At 59.3% G+C, this 21097-nt stretch carries 20 protein-coding genes; 11 read left to right on the top strand and 9 right to left on the bottom strand.

Annotation, left to right across the window (positions count from 1 at the left end):
• Positions 1 to 47 precede the first annotated feature (47 nt).
• A complete protein-coding gene (locus tag VGZ32_RS08600) occupies positions 48 to 428 on the bottom strand; it encodes a hypothetical protein (protein WP_326885348.1) in 381 nt (126 codons plus the stop codon).
• A gap of 222 nt (positions 429 to 650) precedes the next feature.
• Positions 651 to 2213 (bottom strand): hypothetical protein, encoded by a 1563-nt coding sequence (locus tag VGZ32_RS08595; protein ID WP_326885347.1) that lies wholly within the window; start codon positions 2211 to 2213, stop codon positions 651 to 653.
• Between the two features lie 179 nt (positions 2214 to 2392).
• Here VGZ32_RS08595 and VGZ32_RS08590 point away from each other — a divergent pair, with 179 nt between their 5' ends.
• The 5 genes from VGZ32_RS08590 to VGZ32_RS08570 all read left to right on the top strand — a co-directional run bounded on the left by VGZ32_RS08590 (position 2393) and on the right by VGZ32_RS08570 (position 6155).
• Complete coding sequence (locus VGZ32_RS08590; RefSeq protein ID WP_326885346.1) at positions 2393 to 2734, top strand: hypothetical protein; 342 nt, start codon at positions 2393 to 2395, stop codon at positions 2732 to 2734.
• A 253-nt stretch (positions 2735 to 2987) separates the two neighbouring features.
• Positions 2988 to 3182, top strand: a complete 195-nt coding sequence (locus tag VGZ32_RS08585; protein ID WP_326885345.1) for a hypothetical protein — start codon at positions 2988 to 2990, stop codon at positions 3180 to 3182.
• Between the two features lie 152 nt (positions 3183 to 3334).
• Positions 3335 to 3532, top strand: a complete 198-nt coding sequence (locus VGZ32_RS08580) for a hypothetical protein (protein WP_326885344.1) — start codon at positions 3335 to 3337, stop codon at positions 3530 to 3532.
• A 239-nt stretch (positions 3533 to 3771) separates the two neighbouring features.
• Positions 3772 to 3912, top strand: a complete 141-nt coding sequence (locus VGZ32_RS08575) for a hypothetical protein (protein ID WP_326885343.1) — start codon at positions 3772 to 3774, stop codon at positions 3910 to 3912.
• Between the two features lie 116 nt (positions 3913 to 4028).
• Positions 4029 to 6155 (top strand): hypothetical protein, encoded by a 2127-nt coding sequence (locus VGZ32_RS08570; RefSeq protein ID WP_326885342.1) that lies wholly within the window; start codon positions 4029 to 4031, stop codon positions 6153 to 6155.
• A gap of 49 nt (positions 6156 to 6204) precedes the next feature.
• Here VGZ32_RS08570 and VGZ32_RS08565 read toward each other — a convergent pair whose 3' ends face one another.
• Positions 6205 to 7008, bottom strand: a complete 804-nt coding sequence (locus tag VGZ32_RS08565) for a hypothetical protein (RefSeq protein WP_326885341.1) — start codon at positions 7006 to 7008, stop codon at positions 6205 to 6207.
• Positions 7009 to 7246: 238 nt separating this feature from the next.
• Between VGZ32_RS08565 and VGZ32_RS08560 the strand changes: the two genes are divergently transcribed.
• Positions 7247 to 7924 (top strand): replication-relaxation family protein, encoded by a 678-nt coding sequence (locus tag VGZ32_RS08560; RefSeq protein WP_326885340.1) that lies wholly within the window; start codon positions 7247 to 7249, stop codon positions 7922 to 7924.
• A gap of 23 nt (positions 7925 to 7947) precedes the next feature.
• On the opposite strand, the gene VGZ32_RS08555 is transcribed toward VGZ32_RS08560, so the two are convergent.
• Complete coding sequence (locus VGZ32_RS08555) at positions 7948 to 8817, bottom strand: hypothetical protein (RefSeq protein ID WP_326885339.1); 870 nt, start codon at positions 8815 to 8817, stop codon at positions 7948 to 7950.
• A 198-nt stretch (positions 8818 to 9015) separates the two neighbouring features.
• Here VGZ32_RS08555 and VGZ32_RS08550 point away from each other — a divergent pair, with 198 nt between their 5' ends.
• From VGZ32_RS08550 to VGZ32_RS08535, 4 genes are all read left to right on the top strand, one after another.
• Positions 9016 to 9912 carry a Shedu anti-phage system protein SduA domain-containing protein gene (locus VGZ32_RS08550; protein ID WP_326885338.1) on the top strand — a complete coding sequence of 299 codons (897 nt, stop codon included), beginning with the start codon at positions 9016 to 9018 and terminating at the stop codon, positions 9910 to 9912.
• Positions 9913 to 9974: 62 nt separating this feature from the next.
• Entirely contained in the window at positions 9975 to 10313 is a 339-nt protein-coding gene (locus tag VGZ32_RS08545; protein ID WP_326885337.1) for a hypothetical protein, read from the top strand.
• Positions 10314 to 10492: 179 nt separating this feature from the next.
• On the top strand, positions 10493 to 11599 hold the full coding sequence (locus VGZ32_RS08540) for a hypothetical protein (RefSeq protein ID WP_326885336.1): 1107 nt from the start codon (positions 10493 to 10495) through the stop codon (positions 11597 to 11599).
• An 84-nt stretch (positions 11600 to 11683) separates the two neighbouring features.
• Positions 11684 to 12688 carry a Shedu anti-phage system protein SduA domain-containing protein gene (locus VGZ32_RS08535; protein WP_326885335.1) on the top strand — a complete coding sequence of 335 codons (1005 nt, stop codon included), beginning with the start codon at positions 11684 to 11686 and terminating at the stop codon, positions 12686 to 12688.
• Between the two features lie 119 nt (positions 12689 to 12807).
• Here VGZ32_RS08535 and VGZ32_RS08530 read toward each other — a convergent pair whose 3' ends face one another.
• The 5 genes from VGZ32_RS08530 to VGZ32_RS08510 form a co-directional block, all read right to left on the bottom strand.
• A complete protein-coding gene (locus VGZ32_RS08530; protein ID WP_326885334.1) occupies positions 12808 to 14208 on the bottom strand; it encodes a site-specific integrase in 1401 nt (466 codons plus the stop codon).
• Positions 14208 to 14435: a helix-turn-helix domain-containing protein gene (locus VGZ32_RS08525; RefSeq protein ID WP_326885333.1), complete on the bottom strand. Its 228-nt coding sequence runs from the start codon at positions 14433 to 14435 to the stop codon at positions 14208 to 14210. Before VGZ32_RS08525 ends, VGZ32_RS08530 begins: the two co-directional genes overlap by 1 nt.
• An 80-nt stretch (positions 14436 to 14515) precedes the next feature.
• Complete coding sequence (locus VGZ32_RS08520; RefSeq protein WP_326885332.1) at positions 14516 to 15334, bottom strand: replication-relaxation family protein; 819 nt, start codon at positions 15332 to 15334, stop codon at positions 14516 to 14518.
• A gap of 118 nt (positions 15335 to 15452) precedes the next feature.
• The gene (locus VGZ32_RS08515; protein WP_326885331.1) at positions 15453 to 17183 is read right to left on the bottom strand and encodes a type IV secretory system conjugative DNA transfer family protein; all 1731 of its coding nucleotides are present in this window, start codon (positions 17181 to 17183) and stop codon (positions 15453 to 15455) included.
• A gap of 1042 nt (positions 17184 to 18225) precedes the next feature.
• Positions 18226 to 19944 (bottom strand): hypothetical protein, encoded by a 1719-nt coding sequence (locus tag VGZ32_RS08510; protein WP_326885330.1) that lies wholly within the window; start codon positions 19942 to 19944, stop codon positions 18226 to 18228.
• Between the two features lie 200 nt (positions 19945 to 20144).
• On the opposite strand from VGZ32_RS08510, the gene VGZ32_RS08505 reads away from it, so the two are divergent.
• Positions 20145 to 20924, top strand: a complete 780-nt coding sequence (locus VGZ32_RS08505) for a hypothetical protein (protein ID WP_326885329.1) — start codon at positions 20145 to 20147, stop codon at positions 20922 to 20924.
• Positions 20925 to 21097 lie beyond the last annotated feature (173 nt).

Below are 21097 nucleotides of genomic sequence, written 5' to 3'. Positions count from 1 at the left end.
CACGGGGTGTTCTTCGTTGTGGTGCGGGGTGTTGATGTCGGAAGGGTTCAGCGTCGGGCGATGAGCGACGGCTCTTCGTCGGAGATGGTCTGGATGTACACCTGGTCGAAGGTGCCGCTGGGGTGGCCGATGAAGTAGACGCGCACCTTCTTGCCGAACTGTTCGGTGGGAGTCGGGTTGTCGCCTTCGACGTACCAGTCCGGGAGGGTTTCCACGTCAGGGTCGTCGTATTCACCGAGCGGTGTCCAGATCGGGCAGGCCATCGTGACAGTGAGCGAACACAAGGTGTCCGTGCCCAGCCTGATGGGCAGCTTCACGATCGCCTCGCGTGTGGTCGTGAACAGCGCGTCCCTCAGGTCGTCCACCTTGCAGCACGCGGGGTGGCCGGAGTAGTAGACGGGTGCCGTGGTTACGAAACCCGCGGTCACCAACATCTCGTCTGATGTGGTTTCTTCCAACATGTAGGTGTGCCTCTGTTCGGTCGATTCTGATGGGGCACACCACCGGCTAAACCAGTGGGCAGAGTGCCGCATCCGAAGACCTGTAAGGCACGGGTGCATTACCGTTTAAGGTAATTGTCATTATTTAAACACATATTGCCTAAATAGGCAATATCTAACCGCTGTTCACCTCTGTTAAAAGGCGGGCATCTAACCCAGTTTCACGGTCACATTGAAGAGAATGTATCCCGTGTGCTGGCCGAGGTAGCCATCTTGGTTATCACCGAGGAGCGCGCCGGTTTGGATGAGACTGTTCTCATCCTTGAGTGGCGCTCCATCCTTCGGGGTGGCAACCGTGTACATCCGGGCGGAGCCCGGGACGTAGGTCAGGGTCACCGGGCGAGGCGCGATGAAATTGCAACTCGTCCAGACTATGATGGCGTTGTCTGCCGAGAGGACAGCCACAAAGCCAGGGTTGTACGTACCAGGAGCGGGGAGCTGCACACGCGCACGGGCGTTTTGAAGCTTGGCGGCCACGTTTCCGCCGCTGTTCGGTGAAGCGATGGAATCTAGGTTCGGGGCAACGTCGTTGGCGAAGAAGAGATAGCACTGGTAGGTGTGCTGGTCCTCGGCGATGAGTTCGCTACCCCAGTTCCCGCCGCCCGTCAGGTCGTGGCACTGGAAGAAGTTGCGCTCATCCCCTTGGCTCGGGTTGTTCGTGATGCTGTTGAACACCGGGTACGACGCGGGGCTGTTCATAATGAAGGTCTTCCGCGCTGGCCCCCACCCCCTGGTGTTGTCTATCTTCTCGGCGGGGGTGCCCGTGATGGTTGCCTTCGGTGGTGTTGACGGCACCGGAGCCGAAGACGCTCCTCTACTACCGCGCAGCCATTGAGGAGTTGATCCGGTCAGACCTATGGTGAGAGCGACCGCCACAAGAACAGCTACCCCTGCGACCACTGCTACTCGCAGTCGGTACTGCCGCTCGGTGGCTGGGATGGGTTTCTTCTGGCTCTTTTCTGTCACGAGGACGCGGAGCGCCTGAAGGTAGGTCAGCTTCTCGGCGGGCGGAGGTGGTGATTTATAGCGACTCACGGCACTGCGGAGGTCACGAAAGAAGCTGACGACTTTCACCACCGCCGGCGGGACGGGTTGGTCGAGGGGTTCTTCCGTAACCGCGGTGGGATCGTGGTCAACCTGCGCCTTGAGGAGCGGCGCGGGACCTGAAAGAGCAACCTGCACGTTGGGAGCGTCGAGCGGGGTGAAGTGTGCGGCCTGGCCCGCGCTTGCTCGCTCGTAGACAGCCGCCTCATTGAAGGCGGGGTTGTCAGCATGGGCGATGACCAGACGAGCGAGGACGAGGAACCCATCATCCTCGTAGCGGCTGTGGGTTCTGGAGTCCGCCACCATGAAGTACGCAGCGCGGTCGCCCTCCTTTCGACATGCCCACGCTCGACGCTCCGTCAGAATGCCGTGACTGCTTAGAGGGCTGCCCTCGTCATCGTCGCCGACGGCCAAGGCCACGCGCACCGCTCGTGGGACTAGGTGCTTTTTCACCTTGGTGCCGATGTCACGCATCGCCCACGCTTGGGAACGATCGAGCATCTTCCCAATGAGCTCGTCGATCAGGTGGAGCGCGGCTGCGCCATCTTCCGGGTTGCCGAGAAGTCGCCGGAGTCGCTCATCGTCGTACTCGTCCAGCTTGACGGCGGTGAGTCCTTCGCCGTTACGCAGGGTCTTGAACGCCGTCACCAGCTCATCAACGTCGTCCATGACAACCCTCCAGACCAGTGTGTTGGTGCTGGTCAGTATCCCAGAAACCACCGGACAGCAAGCGGCCCAGTGGACAGTTGAACTGTCGACTCATCTGTCCTGTACTGTCCGCTGCTCTCGGTCAGAGCCTTCAAACACGCGGGTCGCACGCACCCGCGTAGAAGAAGGAGGCGAAGCCCATGAGCAACGACCTGATGCTTTTTGGCGGTGGCGACCAGGGCGGCCGGGGACGGCGCGGTGAAGTTGCCCGCCCGACCCGTCGTCAGCGGGCAGCGGTGGAGCGGGCGGACATCGAGCTGTTCGGGCTCGTGAGCGCCGGTAAGCAGGAAGAAGTCAAGGCCATCTTCCGCAAGCGCCTGACCGAGGACGCCATGCAGGACGTGACCGACGTGGCGGGCCTCGCGCGGGAGCTGGCGGGCAATGACCAGTACATCGCTTCTCTGTTGATCCCCATCGTCCAGGAGTACGCCCGCACCACGACCCGCGACATCCGCGACTTCGGGCGCGGGCGGGGGCTGTAGTGAACGGCCTGCTGATGGTGGCGGAACACCTTTTCTTGGGGCTAATTGTCCTTTTGGCCGTAGCGGCATTTGTTGTCGTTCTGCGGTCTGAGAGGCGGTCGGGTTCCGAGAACACCGGCCGGGGGCTGAGCCCGACGGAGCTGTACGTCCTGCGGCGTCGCAAGAAGAACGCCGCCATGCGGCAGCTGCGGGCGGTAGCCCGTGAGAACCGCACCCCCGCCTCTCGGCAGCACAGCCGTAGGGAGCGGCAGTCGTGAAGCGAGAGAAGAGGTATGTGGACGGACTAGCCAATGATGTCGGCTGGCGATCCCTGAAGGCCCGGATCTACTGGGCGCGCATCTTGCGGCCTTGGTTTATTTCGCGCGTGCAGCGCAGCCAGACCATGAAGGTTGTCCGCTACGGCAGGGGCGGCGCTCAGTGGCGCCGGGCCTGCTACGTGGCCAGCTGACCGCTCAAGGAACAGCGCGTCATGGGGAAGGCAGCCCTCGGGCCGAAGTCACCCCATCTACCCCGGAGGGGGCGTTCTTCCGACCGCCCCCTCCTCACTTCCGTCGGCCTCCACGGTAGGTCGGCGACAACACCACCTAAGGAAGTGACGTCATGGCTCTGCTAGGACTCTTCTGGATCGTCCTGTTCTTCGGAACGCCGTTTGCCATCGGCGCGTACATCGCCAAAAAGCACGGCCCTTCGATCGAGCGCAACAAGCGCAAGCGCCAGATCGAGGCGGCGATGAACCGCTACGAGTACGACAGCGAGCTCATCGATGAAGTGATTGACGAATGGCGGTGGCGGCAGTGATGCATGTCGTGATCGGCAGCCTCGGTGGCTTCGTGGTTGGCCGTGTCTGGCAGTTCTTGAGTGATGTCGGCCGAGGTATAGGGCCGAAGCGGTCTGACCGCACAAACACTCGGTAGTCCAATAGCACCTAGCGGAAGGGGGCGCGTCCTAGATGCGCCCCCTTCAAACTGCCCGCCGGCCTTCATCTTAGGTCGGTCGCTTCAACCCCCAGGAGGTCTCTCGTGAAGAAGGCTCGGAGTGTGCTCGTCACGCTGCTGCTGGCTGCGTTCACTATTCGGATGTTGTGGCTCGCGATTGAACCACTCGTCCCGTACCTCGTTAGTGGCCTGGTGGTTGTCGTGGTGCTCGGCGCCATCTACTACCGCATGATGAAGTGGTAAGGGGAGTCATCGCGATGCAGTCGAAGAGCCAGTCGAAGAGCACTAGGTACGTGTCGTACTCCCTCACATTCCCCACGTCCCTGACCGGCGACCAGGTAGTGACATGGCTCCGAGCGGTGAGTGGCACGGTCCAAACGGGACCGCGGCGGCTGTTTGGTGTCCGCGCGCTTGTCTTCGAAGTCCGAGCCTCGAACCGGGGCATCTCGCACCGGCTGCTCGTGCCGCGTGAGTCAGTCGACTTCGTCGTGCCGCAGCTGCGCACGCTCGTGCCCGGTTCTACGGTCACGCCGGCAGGGGGCCAAGAACAGCCCGATTACTGGACGGTCGCGGTGGAGCTGGGACAGACCAACTCACGCCGGACGCTGTCCGCCTCGAACGCTGAGGCACTGTCGGCGGGCATCCTCGCCACGCTGCAAGGGCTTGGTACCAGTGAAGCACTCGTTCTTCAGTGGGTGGTGTCGCCCGCGCTTCGTGAGCAACCACCGCGACCACGGCAGGACCGGACGGGTCGCGACTCCTTCATGGTCGCGCGGTTCCTGGAGGACACGAGGAACGCTGATGCTGTCGCTGACATCCGCTCTAAGCTGGCTGAACCGAACTTCCTCAGTGTGTTGCGAGTGGCGGCGCGGGCGAGGGACGAGGTTCAGGCGAACCGGCTGCTTTCTCGTGTCCGTTCAAGCATCGCTGGTGTGGCAACGCCCAACAACCAACTCAGGAGACGGCCCATCTCATCGCGGCCCATCTCATCGCGGCGCGTCGTCGAGCGGGTCACCTCGGCGACGGTGCCACTCCTGTTTCCGGCGCGAATGAGCGCGAGCGAACTCGCGGCGCTCATCGCCTGGCCGATTGGGAATCCGCATGTTGCCGGGCTTCCACGGGGCAGGACTCGGCAGCTTGCTGCAAGTGGTCTAATTCCACGCACCGGCCGCGTACTCGCTCGCTCGAACTTTCCTGGTGATGAACGGCTGCTGGCCCTGTCTCCCATCGAGTCGGCGAAGCACCTCCAGATTGTCGGGCCAACGGGGAGCGGGAAGACGGCGCTTCTTACCAACCTGATGGCCCAGGACATGAACGCAGGTCGTGGGGTCATCCTGATCGAAAGTAAGGGTGACCTGTTCTACGAGGCGCTGGCACGCGTACCGGAACATCGCGTCCAAGACGTCGTCCTCCTGGACGTTGGCGACACGGAGCACCCGGTTGGCTTCAACATCCTCCAGGGCAGTCCTTATGTGGTGGCTGCTGACATTCAACGTCTCTTCGACCACCTGTACCCGCAGGATGCCAGGGGTGTTCGCGTACGTCAGGGCTTTTACCACCTCATCCTCACGCTCATGATGAGCATCGAGGCGGTAGGGGCGATGACCTTCGCCGACCTCCAACCGCTCGCCGTACCGAGGCCGGATCAAGCCGAGTTCTCGGCTCGCCTCATTCGCGGCGTTTCGCACATTGAGGAGTTGGCTGCGTGGTGGCAGGAGATCACCGATCTACCGAAGGCACAGCGCGATCTCTACTTCAGGCCGATCATGGACCGGATCTGGCAGCTCGCGTCTCGGCGGTCGCTTCGGAACATCATCGGGCAGAGCACGAGCACGGTGAACCTTACGGACATCATCAAGGGCCGGAAGATTCTGCTCATCAACCTGGGCCGCGCGACCGAAGGGAAGGATACGGCTGGACTCCTCGGCAGTCTGCTGCTCAACGCCATCTGGAGCGCGGTGCAGGGTGGGATTGCTGATCCGACCAACCCGACGATGCTTTATCTCGATGAGTTCCAGGACTTCTTGAACCTACCAATCTCGCCCGGCGACATGCTTGCAAAGAGCCGCAGCCTGGGCCTCGCTATGACCGTTGCCCATCAGTTCATCGGGCAACTCAGCCGAGAGCTGCAAGACGCCACCCAGAACAACGCACGGTCGACGGTGGTCTTTCAGACATCTGCCGACGAGGCCAAGTACTTCGCTCGCGGGTTCGGCAGCACCGTGACCGAAGACGACTTCATGAATCTGCGTCAGTTTGAGGTGATTGCGAGACTCGCTACCGGTGACGGCGTGAGTGCGCCCGTTACCGGGGTCACGCTGCCACCGGTCAGGGCAACGGGCTCCGCCGGGGAAGCACGCCGCCGCTCTCGCGAACGGTACGGACGGCCAGTTGCGGAGGTAGAGCAGGAAATCAGGACCAGGCGTGGTGTTGCTGCGCCTACGTCTGGGAAGGCGACGCGGCCGAAGTTCGGCGGACCCCGATGAGAGGCGTGATGCAATCCCTCGAACGTGGTCAGGGTGTGGACTCAATCTGTTAGGTGTCACTAAGCCGGGGTGGCTGTGAATCGGCCCTCAAGCTAAACAAGTACGGAGAACCGTCGGAGTTGCCGGTTCGGTCCAGGAAATCCATCTCGACCTGCTGGAGCAAAGCTAACTCGTTGTCAGGACTGGAGGATAGCTCCTCCTCCGTGTATCCGAATACGAGATCTGCCCATCGCTGATACTCCGACGAGTACACGACGATGGTATCTGGCGCCCACAAGATCCATACGGTGTCGACACCATCGATGTCGCTGAGCGGGTCGAGCAAATGCGAGATGAAGACATTGTCCACGCACTCCACTGTGAAATGCTCGAAAGGATGCACGATGAGGAAAACATTCTTGGAGTGGCCAGGCGACGACTTTCGAGCAAGCTGGGCCATAGCGTTGGCGATCACCCCGCGTCCTGGGTGCAGAAGGACGTGGTTAGCCGATGTGACTTTTGTCTTAAAGACGCGGTCTGGTTCTCTTCCCGCTGCCTCGGCCTGGTTGATGGCCGCATCGAATCGACGGAAGTCTCCAGGAAGGGACTTCACCTCGAAGTCGGCAGCACGCACGTTGCTTGGTTGGAGCCATCGAGTGGTGTCGTCCGTGAAATCGAACTGGAGGTCCGTGCCTCCATCAGTGTCGATCGTCGTTGGTGCAGCGCCAAGGAACGCAGTGGTCAGGATGGCAGCCAGATGCTCTCCCGCTGAAACCTTGAGCTTCCTGAGCTGTGCGGCAGGGAGCGTGCGCACCAATTCGTCGACGGCCCAGGACAAGCTGAGGTGCGAAGCGGCGATGACCTGGTTGCCCACCGGTCCTCTCACGGTGAACCTCCCTGCTATCGCGCTGACTGGCCTGAAACCGCATCTCACACTCTCGCACCCACGCACCTCTGGCAACGGCTTTCATCTCGTGACGTGCGTGACCAAGGAGGAGAACCACCTAGGCCAGTCATAGGGGAACCGTAGGCGTAGCCCTACCTTGACACCTCATCTGACCAGCGAGAAGGCCACCTATCTTGGTGTGACTATCCCGGAGGAGGAGTGATTGATGGAGCTGAGCACTCGCGACCTCGACATCTTGCGCCTGGTCGACCAGTTCACCCAGCTTGCGTCAACCCACATCACCGAGCTGCTGCTTGCCGATAGGTCGCACGCTGTTCCCGACCGCGTGCTCGGACGCTTGGTCCGGCTCGGCTACCTCGCGCGGGTGGGACGGAGAGCCAGCGGAGACAAAGGCGGGGCCGGCGCCTATGTCTACCAGCTCGGTAGGTACGGTCGACTTCTGCTCGGTACGGAAAGTCGGCCATCACCAAACGTCAACACGCACGCCCTCATGATCGCGGATACCTACCTTGAACTGCGTCGAGCCGAGAACCGCGGCCTTCTCACAGTGAAACGCTGGGAGGTGGAACGCTCGGTTCCCCCAGTTCGGGCTGACCTCTTCGTGCACTTGGACTACCCGGCGCAGGGACGAAGCAGCAGCTACTTCCTGGAGATCGACCTCGCTACTGAGCGACCGGTACGAATCGTCGAGAAGCTATCAGGATACTGGACGGCGGCTCAGCACTGGAACGAGGAATACTTCCCGTACGTGGTCTTTGTCGTGAACCATGTCGTCAGAGTGGCAGAGTTCCAGCGCATCGTGCGGGGACTTCCTGAGGAACGACAGGAGATGGTGCGGGCGTTCCTACTTCCGGAGCTTGTCCGTGAGCTCATGAAACTTTGAGAGGTACTGGCTCCATTAGATTGTTAATCGCGGGAGGATTCGCGCTGCTCCTTAGCGAACCGCGCAACCTTAAATATCGCGAACCTCCCCAGTAGCGGCGATGGGCCGCCCCCAAATGGATGGTTGTCTTTCATCCCAGCGAAGAGAGCAAGTCTCATTTCTGCTAGCTCCTCCAGCATGGCGGTGATGCTGCGCTGTGCGTCGCGCACCGAAGAACGAGAGTCTTCGATGTCGGATGAAATGTCGCTCCAATCACGGAGGCTCTGGATGGTGCTGTCGATGAGGTCTTGCTCTTCGTCAGTGCAGTCGTCCGGCTCTGCATGTTCAAACCACCCGACGCAACCAGAGAGGATTGGCCAGAGGTCGCGTCCTGTCTTCATGTGGTTGAGCGGCACGACTTCAAATTCTGGCTCGTCCTCCGAGATGAGGACATCGATGATCTTCTCGACTTGATGCCGACCGAGCTTGCAGATTTCGTCGGCGAGCGTCTTGAGTCCCCACACCTCGATAGTGACATCTCGGTACCGGGGACGAAGCTCGTTGTCGATGAACTGGTCGACCTCGCCTTGCACAGTGTCGTTAGTCAGGAAGCGCCATACTCTTACGTCCCGATGCTGCTGGAGGCAGCCCTCCAAGTCACCGCTGATCTTCAGCTTGGTCTTGTCGATCCGCTCGCCGCGCGTTGCGTGCGCTGCGAAGAAGACCCGAGCCTTCGGGCAATAGCCGTCGTTCTTGGTGTCGCCTTTGGGACCAGCAGCACGCACGGGCTGGTAGTCGCCGGGGTACAGCGCGAGCCCTAGTCGATCCATACAGTCCTGGAAGGCCTTCCCCTCCAGGCGAAGGAGCTGCCCCTCAACGAGCTTGCGCATTGAGTTGTGATCCACGGTAACCATTACCGCACACCTTGCGCGTGCCGTGCAGCTAGGTCGGGTAGACCAAGCAGCCGCGGCCGGCGCGCGGTTGATTCCTTCGATCTAGCAACAGTCTGCTGTACCGACTCGTAGCGTCGGACTGCGCGCGGGCTTGACTGCCGCGCTTGAGTACTCACCCGAACCAGGGCGCCGTTGTTCACTGACGGCCATACTGCTGAGGTGACCACGTTCGCTTCAGTACAGTCTGATCTCTGCGAGGATCGCCCACGGTCGCCGTCGTGGGATGAGTACTCTACTTGGCTGGTGCCTGAGTGGCAGAGGTTCCTGGAGTCATGTAGTAGTGAACGTGAGATGCAGTTGTTTCTCGAACGCCATCCATGTCTTCTTCCAGGAGCGACGGACAGCGTAGGTCCGGGAGGGCACCATGGCCCTTCGTTTGAGGCAGTGATTCGGCAGCCTCCCCTCCAGGGGCTCGGACCTAAGCGTGTGCCCGACTTCATGTGGGTTCGGCGTGATACGGCAGCGATACGCCCTATATGTATCGAGATTGAGAGCCCGCTGAAGCCTTGGTTCAACCCGGGATCAAGGACGCCAACGGCCCCGCTGACTCAAGCGATAGATCAGCTGACCGAGTGGAAGGTGTGGTTCTCTTCTCCCGAGAATCAGCTGATCTTTGCGAAGACGTATGCTCCCAGATACTCGCATCGTCCGATCGAGCCACAGTTTGTCCTCGTCTATGGTCGGGACGCAGAATTCCGGGCGGCAACTTCCAAGCATGACGATGCGGACTACATACGGCGAAAGCGCGACCACATGGCCCGCGATCGAGAGCACTTCTTCACCTACGACCAGCTGATGCCAGAGTCAGAGGCGCGAGACTATGCCACGATCACACGCCACGTGGACGGCTGGACGCTCTCGGCAGTGCCGCCAACCTTTTGTACTGGCGCGTACATGATGGAAATGGCTGAATCCATAAGTAACCCATCTGAAGCGCTAGCTAAGATAGATCTTGTAGGTCCGGAGCGAAAATCGTACCTGCTTGAGCGGTGGAAATTCTGGCGCAACGTTGCGCTGTCAGGCCATTTTTCAGGCGAGTTGGGAGTGCGGGAGTAGATGTGAAGGTGCTCGATGGTGTCTTCAAGTCGTCACTGATTCGCGAGAGTTGAGAAGGCCGCATGTTACCCGATCCTATCCAAGTCTTCTGGTACGGCGACGAGTTCAGCTGGAACGTCACCGCAGCCGAGAAGTTGACTGTCGACTGCGAACCGACGCCAGTCGATGTGACCGGTTGGATTGCTGAGCTTTCTTCGGCCACGATCAATGACGAGCACTGGCCATCTGTTGACCTCGCAAAGCCGCTCATCATTGTTCCTCTGCCTCGTACCGATGAGCTATGGCCCATCGACGGGTGGCATCGCATACGGCGCGCTCATGCGGAGGGAATCATCATGCTGAGCGCTCATGTCCTGTCGCGCGAGCAGGAGCGGATCGTCCGAGGTTACGGGAGCGAGTAGTCCACGTTGTGGTGAGGCTGTCATCATCACTTCACAGTTGGACCGGCAATCTTTACCGGTACGCTGCGGAGGTTGTAGGAGCAAGAATTCAACGGCGCTGCCTGTGATTTCACCTTTTTGAAAAAAGGCATTTCATTGAGCCATTGACCGACTACAGGGAGTCACTGTAATATTCGACTATGAGACCGAGTAACTTCTTCTACGAGGTGCCAGACGCCAACTGGAATATGCGTGATGAGTTCAATTCAAAGCTTGCGAACCAGCTTCGTGCCGGAACGCTCAAGGATCATACAGATCTCGAAGCAGGATATGCTCTTGCGCGGCTGGTCAAGTCAGAGTTAACCGCTTATGGAACAGATCAGAGCCAGAAGCTCAACGACGAAGAGAGCGCTCTTGCAATACGCACACTAAGAGCTGTCCTCCGAAGACTAGACGTGTCGTTTGATCCGCCATTTAATGACTTTGACGGATGGCACGGCTACTGGAGTGAACAAGGCATGACGCACGGTGGATCATGGGCGGTACGGCGCGGATACGTGAACAGCCTTTTCACTCCAGTTTTGACCAAGCTTGAAGAGTTAGAGGATGCCGTCTCTGGTCCACCTGGCTTTCGTGGCGTTGATGGTGAATTGAAGAACATAATCTTCGCTTCAACCGGATACAAACCAGAGATTATTTTACGAGATGCGATCAACAATACGATTGAAGTGGTCAAGCACGCGGATACTTGCCTTGTCTACAACAGGCCCTTAACCAGCGCTGGCGTGATGTGGGATGAGTTGGCTGCGTGGTGGAAGGCTGAGCGACGGCTTGATTCAATGAGCGATTATGAGGCTGGGCAGAACCTATTCAAGAGGCTGTCGGCATCTCTCGGAAGCCCACCAGAACAGGAACTATTCCGTACCTACTGCGAGCGGTACGGTGGTGACGAAGGCTTCAAAAAGCCTGCGCTATTTCCTCAAGTCTACTTGCAATACGATCCGCTAACGCACAGGGAACGTAAGATGCTCAAGAAGCCCGAGCGCCTTAAGCGGGAACGAATGGATTTCTTGCTCATATTTCCTGGTGGGGTACGCATTGTCATAGAAGTGGATGGGAAGCAGCATTATTCTAGTGATGGGAAGCCTTCGCCCCAGCTCTACGGGGAGATGATGGCTGAGGACCGTGCGTTGCGGTTACGCGGCTATGAAGTTTTTCGATTTGGGGGTGATGAACTCATGAAAGACGGAGCTTCAGACATGCTGCGCAAATTCTTTACGGCGCTCGAAAACCGATATATGCCTTAAGAAGCTAGTCGGTTGTCAAAAATGTCATCGGACTATCAAGCGTTCGGCACGTGGTCATCGTATAATGAAGTATAGGAGCTAAGTATGTCCCAGGAACGTCAAGTCTCGCGTCGGCAGTCACAAAACCAGGAGCAGGTATCGTTCACAAACCCTATTGTGATCAAGGACACAGCCAAGCTACATTTCGAGGTACTTCTTCAGTATATTAAGCGATCTGAAGGCGATCAGATTGCCCCAAAGCTCATCTATTGGAAGAAGTCACAAAATATCTTCTTGACCGGGTTTCCAGTCGAATTTACGCTCACGCACGACGAAGCCCAGGAGCTTAAGCGCGTGCTTGAAGAGGGGCTCGCAGTTGCTGAAGGGAAAGAGGATGGGGATTTCCTCATACTGCGGCTTGATGGTAGTGGCACCCCGCTAGCAGGTCGCGACCCGACAGCAGTGGGGCAAGCCATTGCGCCACTTGTGGCCAATGAGGAGGTTTTGCGGGCGCTAGCGGATACTGAGGACGGCGCAGAGATTCTTTTGGGGCTGCAATCTAGTGTGCGCCTCACCGAACTATCGGTAGCCATCGACGAGCTTCGCTCATACCTCGACGATGGAGTTGTAAGCGAGCAAGAGTATCAAGAATGGTGCGAGCGCCATGCGTGGGCGTTCGGGAATGCCTATGCCATGCAAGACGAAGTTCGGACTATCGCTATTGGCGACTCGGTCGACGGCCTGATGAAGCAGACGGCTAACGGACTTCGTGACATCTTCGAACTTAAGCGCCCCGACATGGAACCGATCAAGTATGATTCTACGCACAAATGCTATTTCTGGTCTCGGGAGGCGTCCATGGCTATCGGCCAATGCCATCGGTACCTCGACGTACTTCACGAAGCTGCTGCAAATGGATTGCGGGACCACAGCGAGATCGTCGCATATCACCCGCGCGCTATGATTGTCATTGGACGCTCCGATGGGTGGAGTGATGCCAGACTCCGGGCGTTGCATGGCCTGAACGCACGCTTGCACGGAATTAGCGTGATGACGTACGACCAGCTTTTGGCACAGGCAGAGCAACTGCTCACCAACTTGCGTGGTTAAAAGACGTGGTTCTGAGCGCACCAGGCCGAACTGTGCGTCAGCCCTCCAAGGGCTAGAACGGGCAAGCTAGAATACCGCGTTCTAATGACGGTGGCCGGCTGCGAATGAATAGTTTCGTCTTACGCTGCAAGTCTGTGGAGGTTCGGCGCAACTAACTCTTGATTTCTGACGGCTAAGTTGACGGCAACGACCCCCAACATCCACTGTCTTCGGCTCTCACGCAAGATGGCGTTTACCTCTGTAACGCGCTCCAGCGCACCACCCAAAGTTGGCCTGTTTCGACTTAGAGTCCCTGTACCCGCACCATCGAATGACCCCAGTAGAGATACTGGGTTTTTTCGTGTTTGACGGCTATTTTGACGGCTACCGTTGCCGTCAAGCCCAGCCTTCGACGCTCTTAGCATGGTGGTGGAGGGGAGAACGGCTGTCTCCATACGCTCCATGGCACTGCGCCGTGAGTCCATCGTGTCGTGCTGATAGATCTGCTGCGTGATGGCGATGTTGCTATGGCCAAGAATGAGCTGCGCATCACGGGCCGGGACACCAAGGTCCTTGAGGATCGTCGCGGCAGTGTGACGCAAGTGGTGAAGCTTGATCCTTCGGAGGCTGTACTGAGCACAGATAGCGTAGAAGGTTTGCGTCAGCTTGTTCGGCTCGATGGAGTGGCCCGTAGAGGTAGTGAAGACGAGGTCAGCGTCCGACGTGCTCACCTGGCGGACTCGGTGTTCCACCAACTCGTCGGCGACGGCCGAGAGTAACGGTAAATCTCGTCGCCCGGCACGAGTTTTGAGCGGACCTATGTGGATAGTGCCGTTTGCACGGACTACCTGTTGGCGGACGCGTATGACAGCCGCTTTCACGTCGATATCACTCCAGCGTAGCCCGAGTACTTCACCGCGACGTAGCCCGTAGAGTGCGACGAGCAAGAAAGCGGGGTACCACCTATGATCTTTGGCGGCGTCAAAGAACCGCGTGACCTCTGCTGGTGTCCATGGCTCTACGTCGTCGCTCTCGTAGCTCGGTAGCTTCACAAGTCGTGCAACATTGCGGGTGAGCAGTTCCTCGTACATTGCCTGGCCGAGCGCCGGACTGAGCGTCTCTTTGAGCATCTCCACTTTACGGACAGAGCGACCGTTGCTGAGTTGTTGGTTCAAGAAACGTTGCAGCACAGGCACCGTCACCTGAGTGAGCTTTAGGGTGCCCAGCCCCGGCTTAAGATAGAGCCGTATGTTGCCTTCGTACGCCTCGTAGGTCGTTGGCCGCCGGTTCGGCTTGATGACGGATTCTAGCCAGTAGTCCAGATAGTCCCCGACGAGCCAGCTCTTATCCGTCGCTGGTATTCCTTGGTCGTTCTTTGCCTTGGCCTCGGTGAGCTTGACGTGCACCTCGGCGCGGGTAGCGCCGTAGAGGCGCACCCGCTTTCGTGTTCCGCTCGTCGTGAGGACGTAGACGGCACCCTCATACCGACCATCCTTGCGCCGGTAGATCGTGCCTTCGCCGTTGGAATTGCGGCGGGCCATCAGACTAAGGACTCCTGCGACCGTTGCTGTACATAGGCTCGTAGGGCGTCCACCGGCACGAACCGCCGCCGTCCAATCTGGATCGACGACAAGCGACGTGTGCGGATCAGGTCGTACAGCTTCCACTTGCTGATCCGGAGTCGTAGGTACGCCTCACGGACCGTCAGAAGTGCCGTTCTATCGGGTGCCTCCTGAAGGGTTGGTTGTCGTTGTTCATCATTATTCATATATCACCTCCTTTAGTTGTAACGCACTTGGCTAGCTTTGTTAAGCCGCTAGGGCGGCGATCGGCAGTGTGGTTTTGTCATCATGCGGCAGCTCCCTGAACCCCACCACCTAGGAGCTGCGTTGCCGCGTCGAGAAGCCCGACGTCAAAGAGTGCCTGCGCGTCGGAGGCGAGCTTGCGAGTAACGCTCGTGATCCGTTCCGCCCGCTGCTCGTTCTGTACTAACCACACGACTTTCGGGAAAACGCCGCGCCACTGCTGCTCCATGCCGGAGCGCCAGTAGTCGATGTACCGCTGTGATTTGCGCTGGATGGTCGGCAGTGTCTCGGTGGTCAGATCGACCTCGATGAAGCTGCTGTGCTCGATAGCCCCCGCACCAAGACGCACGTAAGCGTCAGGCTTGACCACCACCAGTTCGCCACCGGAGCCAGTGAAGTGACGCCAGGCGGCCGGTTCAGCGTCGTAGTCCAGGAGGTCGCCCTGACCAAGCCGATGCTGCTCGACAAGACGCACGTACAGTTCGCTCACGGCCAGCATGTGGTCTTGAAAGTACGGCTTTGCTTCCCAGACTCGGCGACGCCGACCACCGAGCGGGCCGCCAGTATCGAGGACAGCTTGCCCTAACGCCGACAGTCCGTAGATGTAGCCGGACGATCCTGCACGAAGTCCACCGATGATCCGCGAGAACCGGGTCACGACACCGCGCTTCGTGAGTCGCGTCAGCAAGAGTTGTGCTCGGCGAGTCCGTGCAGCTGGCGACCCATCGACGACGAGCAGCCGCTGTAGTTGGCGAAGACTAGCAAGACGAACCCGATGCAGCACGGTGAGAACTGCCATGTCACGGTCGTTGAGACGACGACGCACCTGGTCCACGCGGACGGCTGATGATGGTGTCTTCATCGGGCAAGTCCTCTTGCAGGTGAGATATTCGCTGGCGCGCGTTGTCCGGCAACAGAGGCAGCTCGGCCACCGCGTCCAACGTGAAGCGAACGCCGACGCGAACGGTAAGCCGAGGCGATCACGCTTGCCTCCGTGGCGCGTGACCGATCGGTCCGTCTGGCGTGTGGTCACTGCCACTCCACCGCTGACGAAGCGCATCATCGAGAGCGGCGCTATCGACGCCGTACGCTGCCGCACTCCAACGTCGAAGGTCGGTCGGATCACTGAGAACCGGGCCATCCAGCCGACGCGTCCGAATTAGAAACGGGTCACTGGGCTTCTGGTTGACGAGAATCTCGGCGTACGCCTCGTGCGCGCCGAGGAGCGCTAGGTCCTGAGCCGAAAGCCCACCTCCAAGTGCGGCGGCCAAGGCGGACCCGTCCTCGACGCTTGGCCGGAACACCAGACGAGACCGTGCGTTGGCGAGGAGTCCGGTTCGCATCTTTGCTGTGAGCTGGGCGAGGTGCTGATGTGCCACCGTCAGTGAGACCCCAAGCCCGCGCGCCTGGGCGAACATTTCGCCGAGGTCTACGGGCAGCCGCAGGTAGTTCTGAACCTCGTCGATCACCACCATGACCGGTCGCCGCTGATGCGCCGGGATCATCGCCCGGCGCTGCATGGTCTGCCAGAGCTGTGTCATGAGCAGGGCGCCGACGAGTTCGGCCGTCGCCTCGCCGATGACGCCCGCGTTCAGGTTCACCAGCACAATCCGCGGCCGTTGGAACAGCTCGTCCAGCGAGAAGCGCGGACGCGGTTGGCCGAGCAGTCTTCGGATAGCCGTGCGGCTCAAAAAAGCCCGGGTCTTGTTGAGAACCGGGCTGATGACTTGGTGGCGTTCGGCCTCTGAGAGGCCGTCGTACCAGGCAAAGAAGGGCGCGAGGACGAGCGGGTCACTGACTGCTGCAAGCTGGCGTCTACGGAAAGCAGCGTTCGTCAAGAGGACGGGGAGGTCGGCGAGCGTCCCTTGGTCGCTGCGTGCCAAGGCGATGAGCGCGTGCAGAAGTACGTCGCTACTACGCGGGCCGATGCTGTTGCCGTACAACTCGTTGAAGAGGTGCAGGAGGTGGTCGGCTTGACGCTCGGCGTCCTCCAAACGACCGGCCAGCGGGTTGAAGCCAACGACCTTGTCGGTTGCACCGGGCTCGATGATGACCACATCTTCACGGCGCTCCGCGGGCACGCCGGCCAGCACCTCTTCTACGAGGTCGCCACGGGGTTCTAGAACGAGAACGCTTCGACCTGCCTCGACGTCCGTTTTGATGAGCTGAGCCAGAAGCGTTGACTTGCCGCTCCCAGTCGGCCCGACGACGTGCAGATGATGCAGGGCAGCCTCTGTCGACATCGTGACCAGTTGATCGGTCTGACTTGGGTGCAGGCCGGCCCCGAGGACACGTTCGGGCGGATGAACCACGCCTTCTACCGGAGTCAGAAGGGATGGAGGTGCGGGGTACTGTCGGCCGTGTGCGGTGCGGAGATGAGAAGTGCCTTCTACTGGCCAGCCGAGAACGGCAGTCAGTTCGGCTGCATTGAGGATGCCGGACCACCGCACGCCAGCTCTCGCTGCGAGATCAAGCTGACGTACACCTCGGGCCGAGGGTTGACTGACATCCAGTCCAGCGTGACTGCTTCCGACAAGCTGAAGTGCTTCGCCGAGCATCCGCACGATGGCGCTGGCGTATTCCGGCGAACCAGCACGCGCACCGATCCGGCCCCGGATGGCAAATAGCGGTTCGGACGCCTTCTGTCGCCAAGCCTGCCGGTCGTCGGCTGTCTCTTGAGCTACGGCGACCAAGCCGAGTGCTCGCGTCACGCTGAACTCAGTTGGTCGGGATCGGCGCTGCTGCGATGGGCCAATGACCCACTGCGAGACCGCCGACTCTCCGCGCCCGAGAGCGTTCATGACCTCCAGCAGTCCGGCCGTGACGCTGGCCGCCACGTCTACGCGCACAGGTTGAGCGAGGCTCGTTGGTCGGACGCTTGCCGCTCGCGCCACTGACGTACGGCGGAAGGTTCGAGGCAGAGGAGTAAGCACCAAGCCGGGAAGCTGCGCTTGGAGTTGTCCAGACAGCTCGCCGCTGATGAGCTGGTCCATCCCGATCAACCAGCGCACAGATGTGGACGTGGCGCGGAGTTCAAAAACCACGACAGGCGTTCGCTGTCGCCAGCCGATACGAGGCCGATAGGCAAGCGGTTGGAGAACCTTGGTTACCTCGGCCGAGCTCAGCTCGTGCGGAAAGTGAATTTCAAACCAGGTTAGGTCATCGGTGGCGGCTGCCTCCTTTCCCCTTGAATGGTGAGGTAGTTTTGTCATCGTTCCCCTCCTTTCGGTCTAAGCGTTAGCTTCCGAAGGTTGGGCAACACAAAATAAACCTCGCGATGGGTACCGCTGGGACTTACATTATTTGTGCACTCAACTTAGTGGAAGTCGAGCGGTCGCCTTTGGCGTCTGCTCTTACTTCCACTATGAGGAACGAGTACAGGGGGATCAATGAGTTTGGCGCTAACCACAACACCGATACGAAGGCATCTCACAGAGGTGGAGTACCAACGAAACGTGCGGGATGGCGCAACTCATCGACCATAACCCCCTACTTATAGTGCCATATCATACTTGAACTGTTCAACTACTGAGAGGCTAAGATACTTCACCGGGCATTAAAAAATCCTGCTCCACCGAGCAGGTTTGTTTCGTAGCCTCAAGCTCCTTTGGGGGAGCGAGTCTGTTTCTTGAGCAGGAAGTCTTACGGCTAGCTAGCCGGGCGTCGCGTCGCTGGAAGGCGACGTATCGCCCGGCCAGCTTGTGCCGCTTCCTTCATGTTGTGGTGTGTCACTTGCACGGAAGTCCCCACGCTTCACTGAAGCTTGAAGTCGTTCCATGCATTGCTCTGCACGCTCCACTGCCAGATCATCTTCTGGCCGTCGAAGTAGAAGATGTTCCTCCCACTCGACGGATCGGTGATGGCACTCGGACTGGTGCCCGCCTCGACGGCGACCGCGCCACCAGCACGCGTGAGCGTGTTGTTGTTCCACTGGCCGTTCTGTACCGACCACTGCCACATCTGGTGATCCGGCCCTACGTAGAACACGTTGCGGCCGGTGGTTGGATCGGCGACGGCGCTCGGGCTACTGCCCGCAAGAACCGTCTGGTTACCGTTGGTGCCGGAGATCTGGAAGTCATTCCAGGCTCCGTTCTGCACCGACCACTGCCAGATGTGGTTGTCATCTCCCACGTAGAAGACATTGCTTCCCGTGGAGGGATCGACCACGGCGCTCGGGCTACTGCCCGTGGCCGCAGCTCTGTTGCCGCCGGTGCCGGTCAACTTGATGTCGGCCCAGGCGTTGTTCTGCACCGACCACTGGTAGACCTGGTTGTCGGCACCGACGTAGAACACTTCACGTCCCGCCGTAGGATCAACCACGGCGCTGGGACTTGTCTGCGGCGCTGCCGCGATGGCGTTGCCGTTAACCGTGAGCTTGATGTTCACCCACGCCCCGTTCTGCACGGAGAGCTGGTGGATGTACTGGTCGGCGCCGACGTAGAAGATGTTCCTCCCACTCGACGCATCCACCACCGCACTGGGGCTGGTGTTGGCTAGGACGGCGCTGCTGCCCAAGCGGCTGTTGACCCAGGCCCCACCCTGCACGCTCCATTGCCAAATCGTGTTATCCGTTCCGACATAGAAGACGTTGCGGCCCGTAGCCCCGTCCAGGACCGCGCTCGGGCTGGTGCCCGTCTGAACCTGCTCGGGGTTCCCCGAGCCTTGGAGCTTCACGTTGCTCCAGGCGCCACCGATGACGCTCCACTGGTACATGTACCCGTCGGCCCCGACGTAGAAGATGTTCCTTCCGGTGGCGGGGTCGGTGATGGCACTGGGAGCTTGGAGGTTGTACGTGGGGGTGGTGGAACCAGTGCTGCTCGTCAGGGTGTCATTCGTGTTGTGCACCATCCCCATGACGGAGAAGGTGGTGTCAGCACTGTGACCATCCATGTACGAGTACTTGCTCACCATTCCGGTGGACAACGTCCACGTTACGTTGGACGACACCTCGTAGGCGTTCTGGTTGACGACGCTCAGCGTCTTCGTCCCATTGCCGTTGTCGGTAATCGTATCGACGATGCCGACGTGTCCCGTACCGCCGATGCCACCAGAGAACACCAGCATGTCGCCAGGCGCCACAGATGTGACGCTGCCGTTCTTCTGACGGGTGAAACCGTTGGTGTTGCCGGGTGCAGCGAGTGTGTCGTAGATGTTGTGCGCTTCGCTCACGCCCGGGAAGATGCCAGTGAACCAGGTCTCAGCCTTATAAAGGCGCTGAGCCAACTCGACACACTGCCACCAGTTGCCGGAGTAGCCACCCACATGTGCCTGACCGCCACAGGTTGTGTCGGTGCTCGATGGGCAGACGTTGACGCCGCTGCCACCAAGCCACGCTGTTCCGTACACGAGCGGCGTAACATCCGCCGATGCTTCTCCCGCCATTCCTACGATCCCCGTGAACACGAGGCTCACGACGATCAGGATGGAACGAAGGCGTATCAGCATCGTTCGCTTTGACCGTTCGGCTTTCATGATTCACACCCTCTTCCCTGGATGTTGTAGGGCAACACGTGGCGGAATTGCCATAAACGCTTCGTATTACCAAAGAGACGTGTCTGGTCGCTCATTTTAAATTAAAGAGCGACAAATCCAAAGCATAAGGTGCATCAAAGCAGTCTCTTCCATTTCGGGGATGGAAATTGAGCAGATTTATGCTATGCTGTGGAACAGACATGAATGAAACACCATTAACCCACAACCCAATGAAGGGAGACGGCGCGAACAACCGCCGCAAAACCCTCACTATAACAACCATCATCATCTTGGCGGTGCTCGCCATTGCAGGCGTTGCCTACTCGGTGTATGCCTATCAGCAGAACCACAAGCTCTCAGATGACATCACTACTAAGAACAGTCAGATAGCCGACTTGCAAAAGAAGCAGGCGACAAGGACGACACCGACGCCAACACCTACACCGACCCCAGCACCTAGTCCTTATGATGGCTGGCAGAGTGCGACGTTGAAGTACGAGAAGGCTAACTTCAAGTACCCGTCCACTTGGACGGTGACGAATTCCAGTACGGCAGGCGGGACGTCCAACATACCTGCAACCCCTGGGATCGACTATGCGAAGTTGGTGAGCCCCACCGGCCTCACGCTAGCGATATACACAGGAGATAGTGGCGCGAATGGTGGAGCGTACTTCGGAACGATTCTTTCAACCACGCCTATAACGACGCTGGGTGGCAACTACTACCTTGGGTTTGGCTCGGGCGGTGCTTCTGGCCCGAATGTCACTACGGCTGGATCCGTCGGCACGACTCCGACTAGTTCCGCCGCATCGCCGGTGAGTAAAAATGTTACGGATAAATCAGGTACTCCGCTCTATGATGTCATTAGCATGTTCTATAGCAGTACCAGCGGCACCCCGATCTCGAAACCTGTGAGCGCGTTCCAAGGCGACGCCTCGTATAACGATGCCCTCCTGATCATCAAATCACTGACCTACTAGGTTCATTCAAGTTCCGAAGCTGAGAAAGACTCCCTGCTCTATGCGGGGAGTCTTCGTTACGGATGAAGCAGCCGATCTACTCGATGCCGGCCGCGTGCCCTTGAACGAGTGCTTCAAAGCTTGATGCGAGAAATGAAAAATCCCCCCGCCCCAGCAACCCGCAAGGGTCGCCA

The organism is Actinocrinis sp., from assembly GCF_035938995.1.
Taxonomy (GTDB): domain Bacteria; phylum Actinomycetota; class Actinomycetes; order Streptomycetales; family Catenulisporaceae; genus DASZGI01.
The sequence above is the reverse complement of the archived record's forward strand: the minus strand, read 5'-3'. Positions and strand labels throughout refer to the sequence as shown.

Coding starts and splice junctions, on each gene's coding strand:
- VGZ32_RS08520 (WP_326885332.1), bottom strand. CDS start 15,334: ATGAAGACACCATCATCAGCCGTCCGCGTGGACCAGGTGCGTCGTCGT.
- VGZ32_RS08560 (WP_326885340.1), top strand. CDS start 7,247: ATGGAGCTGAGCACTCGCGACCTCGACATCTTGCGCCTGGTCGACCAG.
- VGZ32_RS08595 (WP_326885347.1), bottom strand. CDS start 2,213: ATGGACGACGTTGATGAGCTGGTGACGGCGTTCAAGACCCTGCGTAAC.
- VGZ32_RS08535 (WP_326885335.1), top strand. CDS start 11,684: ATGTCCCAGGAACGTCAAGTCTCGCGTCGGCAGTCACAAAACCAGGAG.
- VGZ32_RS08590 (WP_326885346.1), top strand. CDS start 2,393: ATGAGCAACGACCTGATGCTTTTTGGCGGTGGCGACCAGGGCGGCCGG.
- VGZ32_RS08505 (WP_326885329.1), top strand. CDS start 20,145: ATGAATGAAACACCATTAACCCACAACCCAATGAAGGGAGACGGCGCG.
- VGZ32_RS08540 (WP_326885336.1), top strand. CDS start 10,493: ATGAGACCGAGTAACTTCTTCTACGAGGTGCCAGACGCCAACTGGAAT.
- VGZ32_RS08545 (WP_326885337.1), top strand. CDS start 9,975: ATGTTACCCGATCCTATCCAAGTCTTCTGGTACGGCGACGAGTTCAGC.
- VGZ32_RS08510 (WP_326885330.1), bottom strand. CDS start 19,944: ATGAAAGCCGAACGGTCAAAGCGAACGATGCTGATACGCCTTCGTTCC.
- VGZ32_RS08580 (WP_326885344.1), top strand. CDS start 3,335: ATGGCTCTGCTAGGACTCTTCTGGATCGTCCTGTTCTTCGGAACGCCG.
- VGZ32_RS08530 (WP_326885334.1), bottom strand. CDS start 14,208: ATGGCCCGCCGCAATTCCAACGGCGAAGGCACGATCTACCGGCGCAAG.
- VGZ32_RS08555 (WP_326885339.1), bottom strand. CDS start 8,817: ATGGTTACCGTGGATCACAACTCAATGCGCAAGCTCGTTGAGGGGCAG.
- VGZ32_RS08525 (WP_326885333.1), bottom strand. CDS start 14,435: ATGAATAATGATGAACAACGACAACCAACCCTTCAGGAGGCACCCGAT.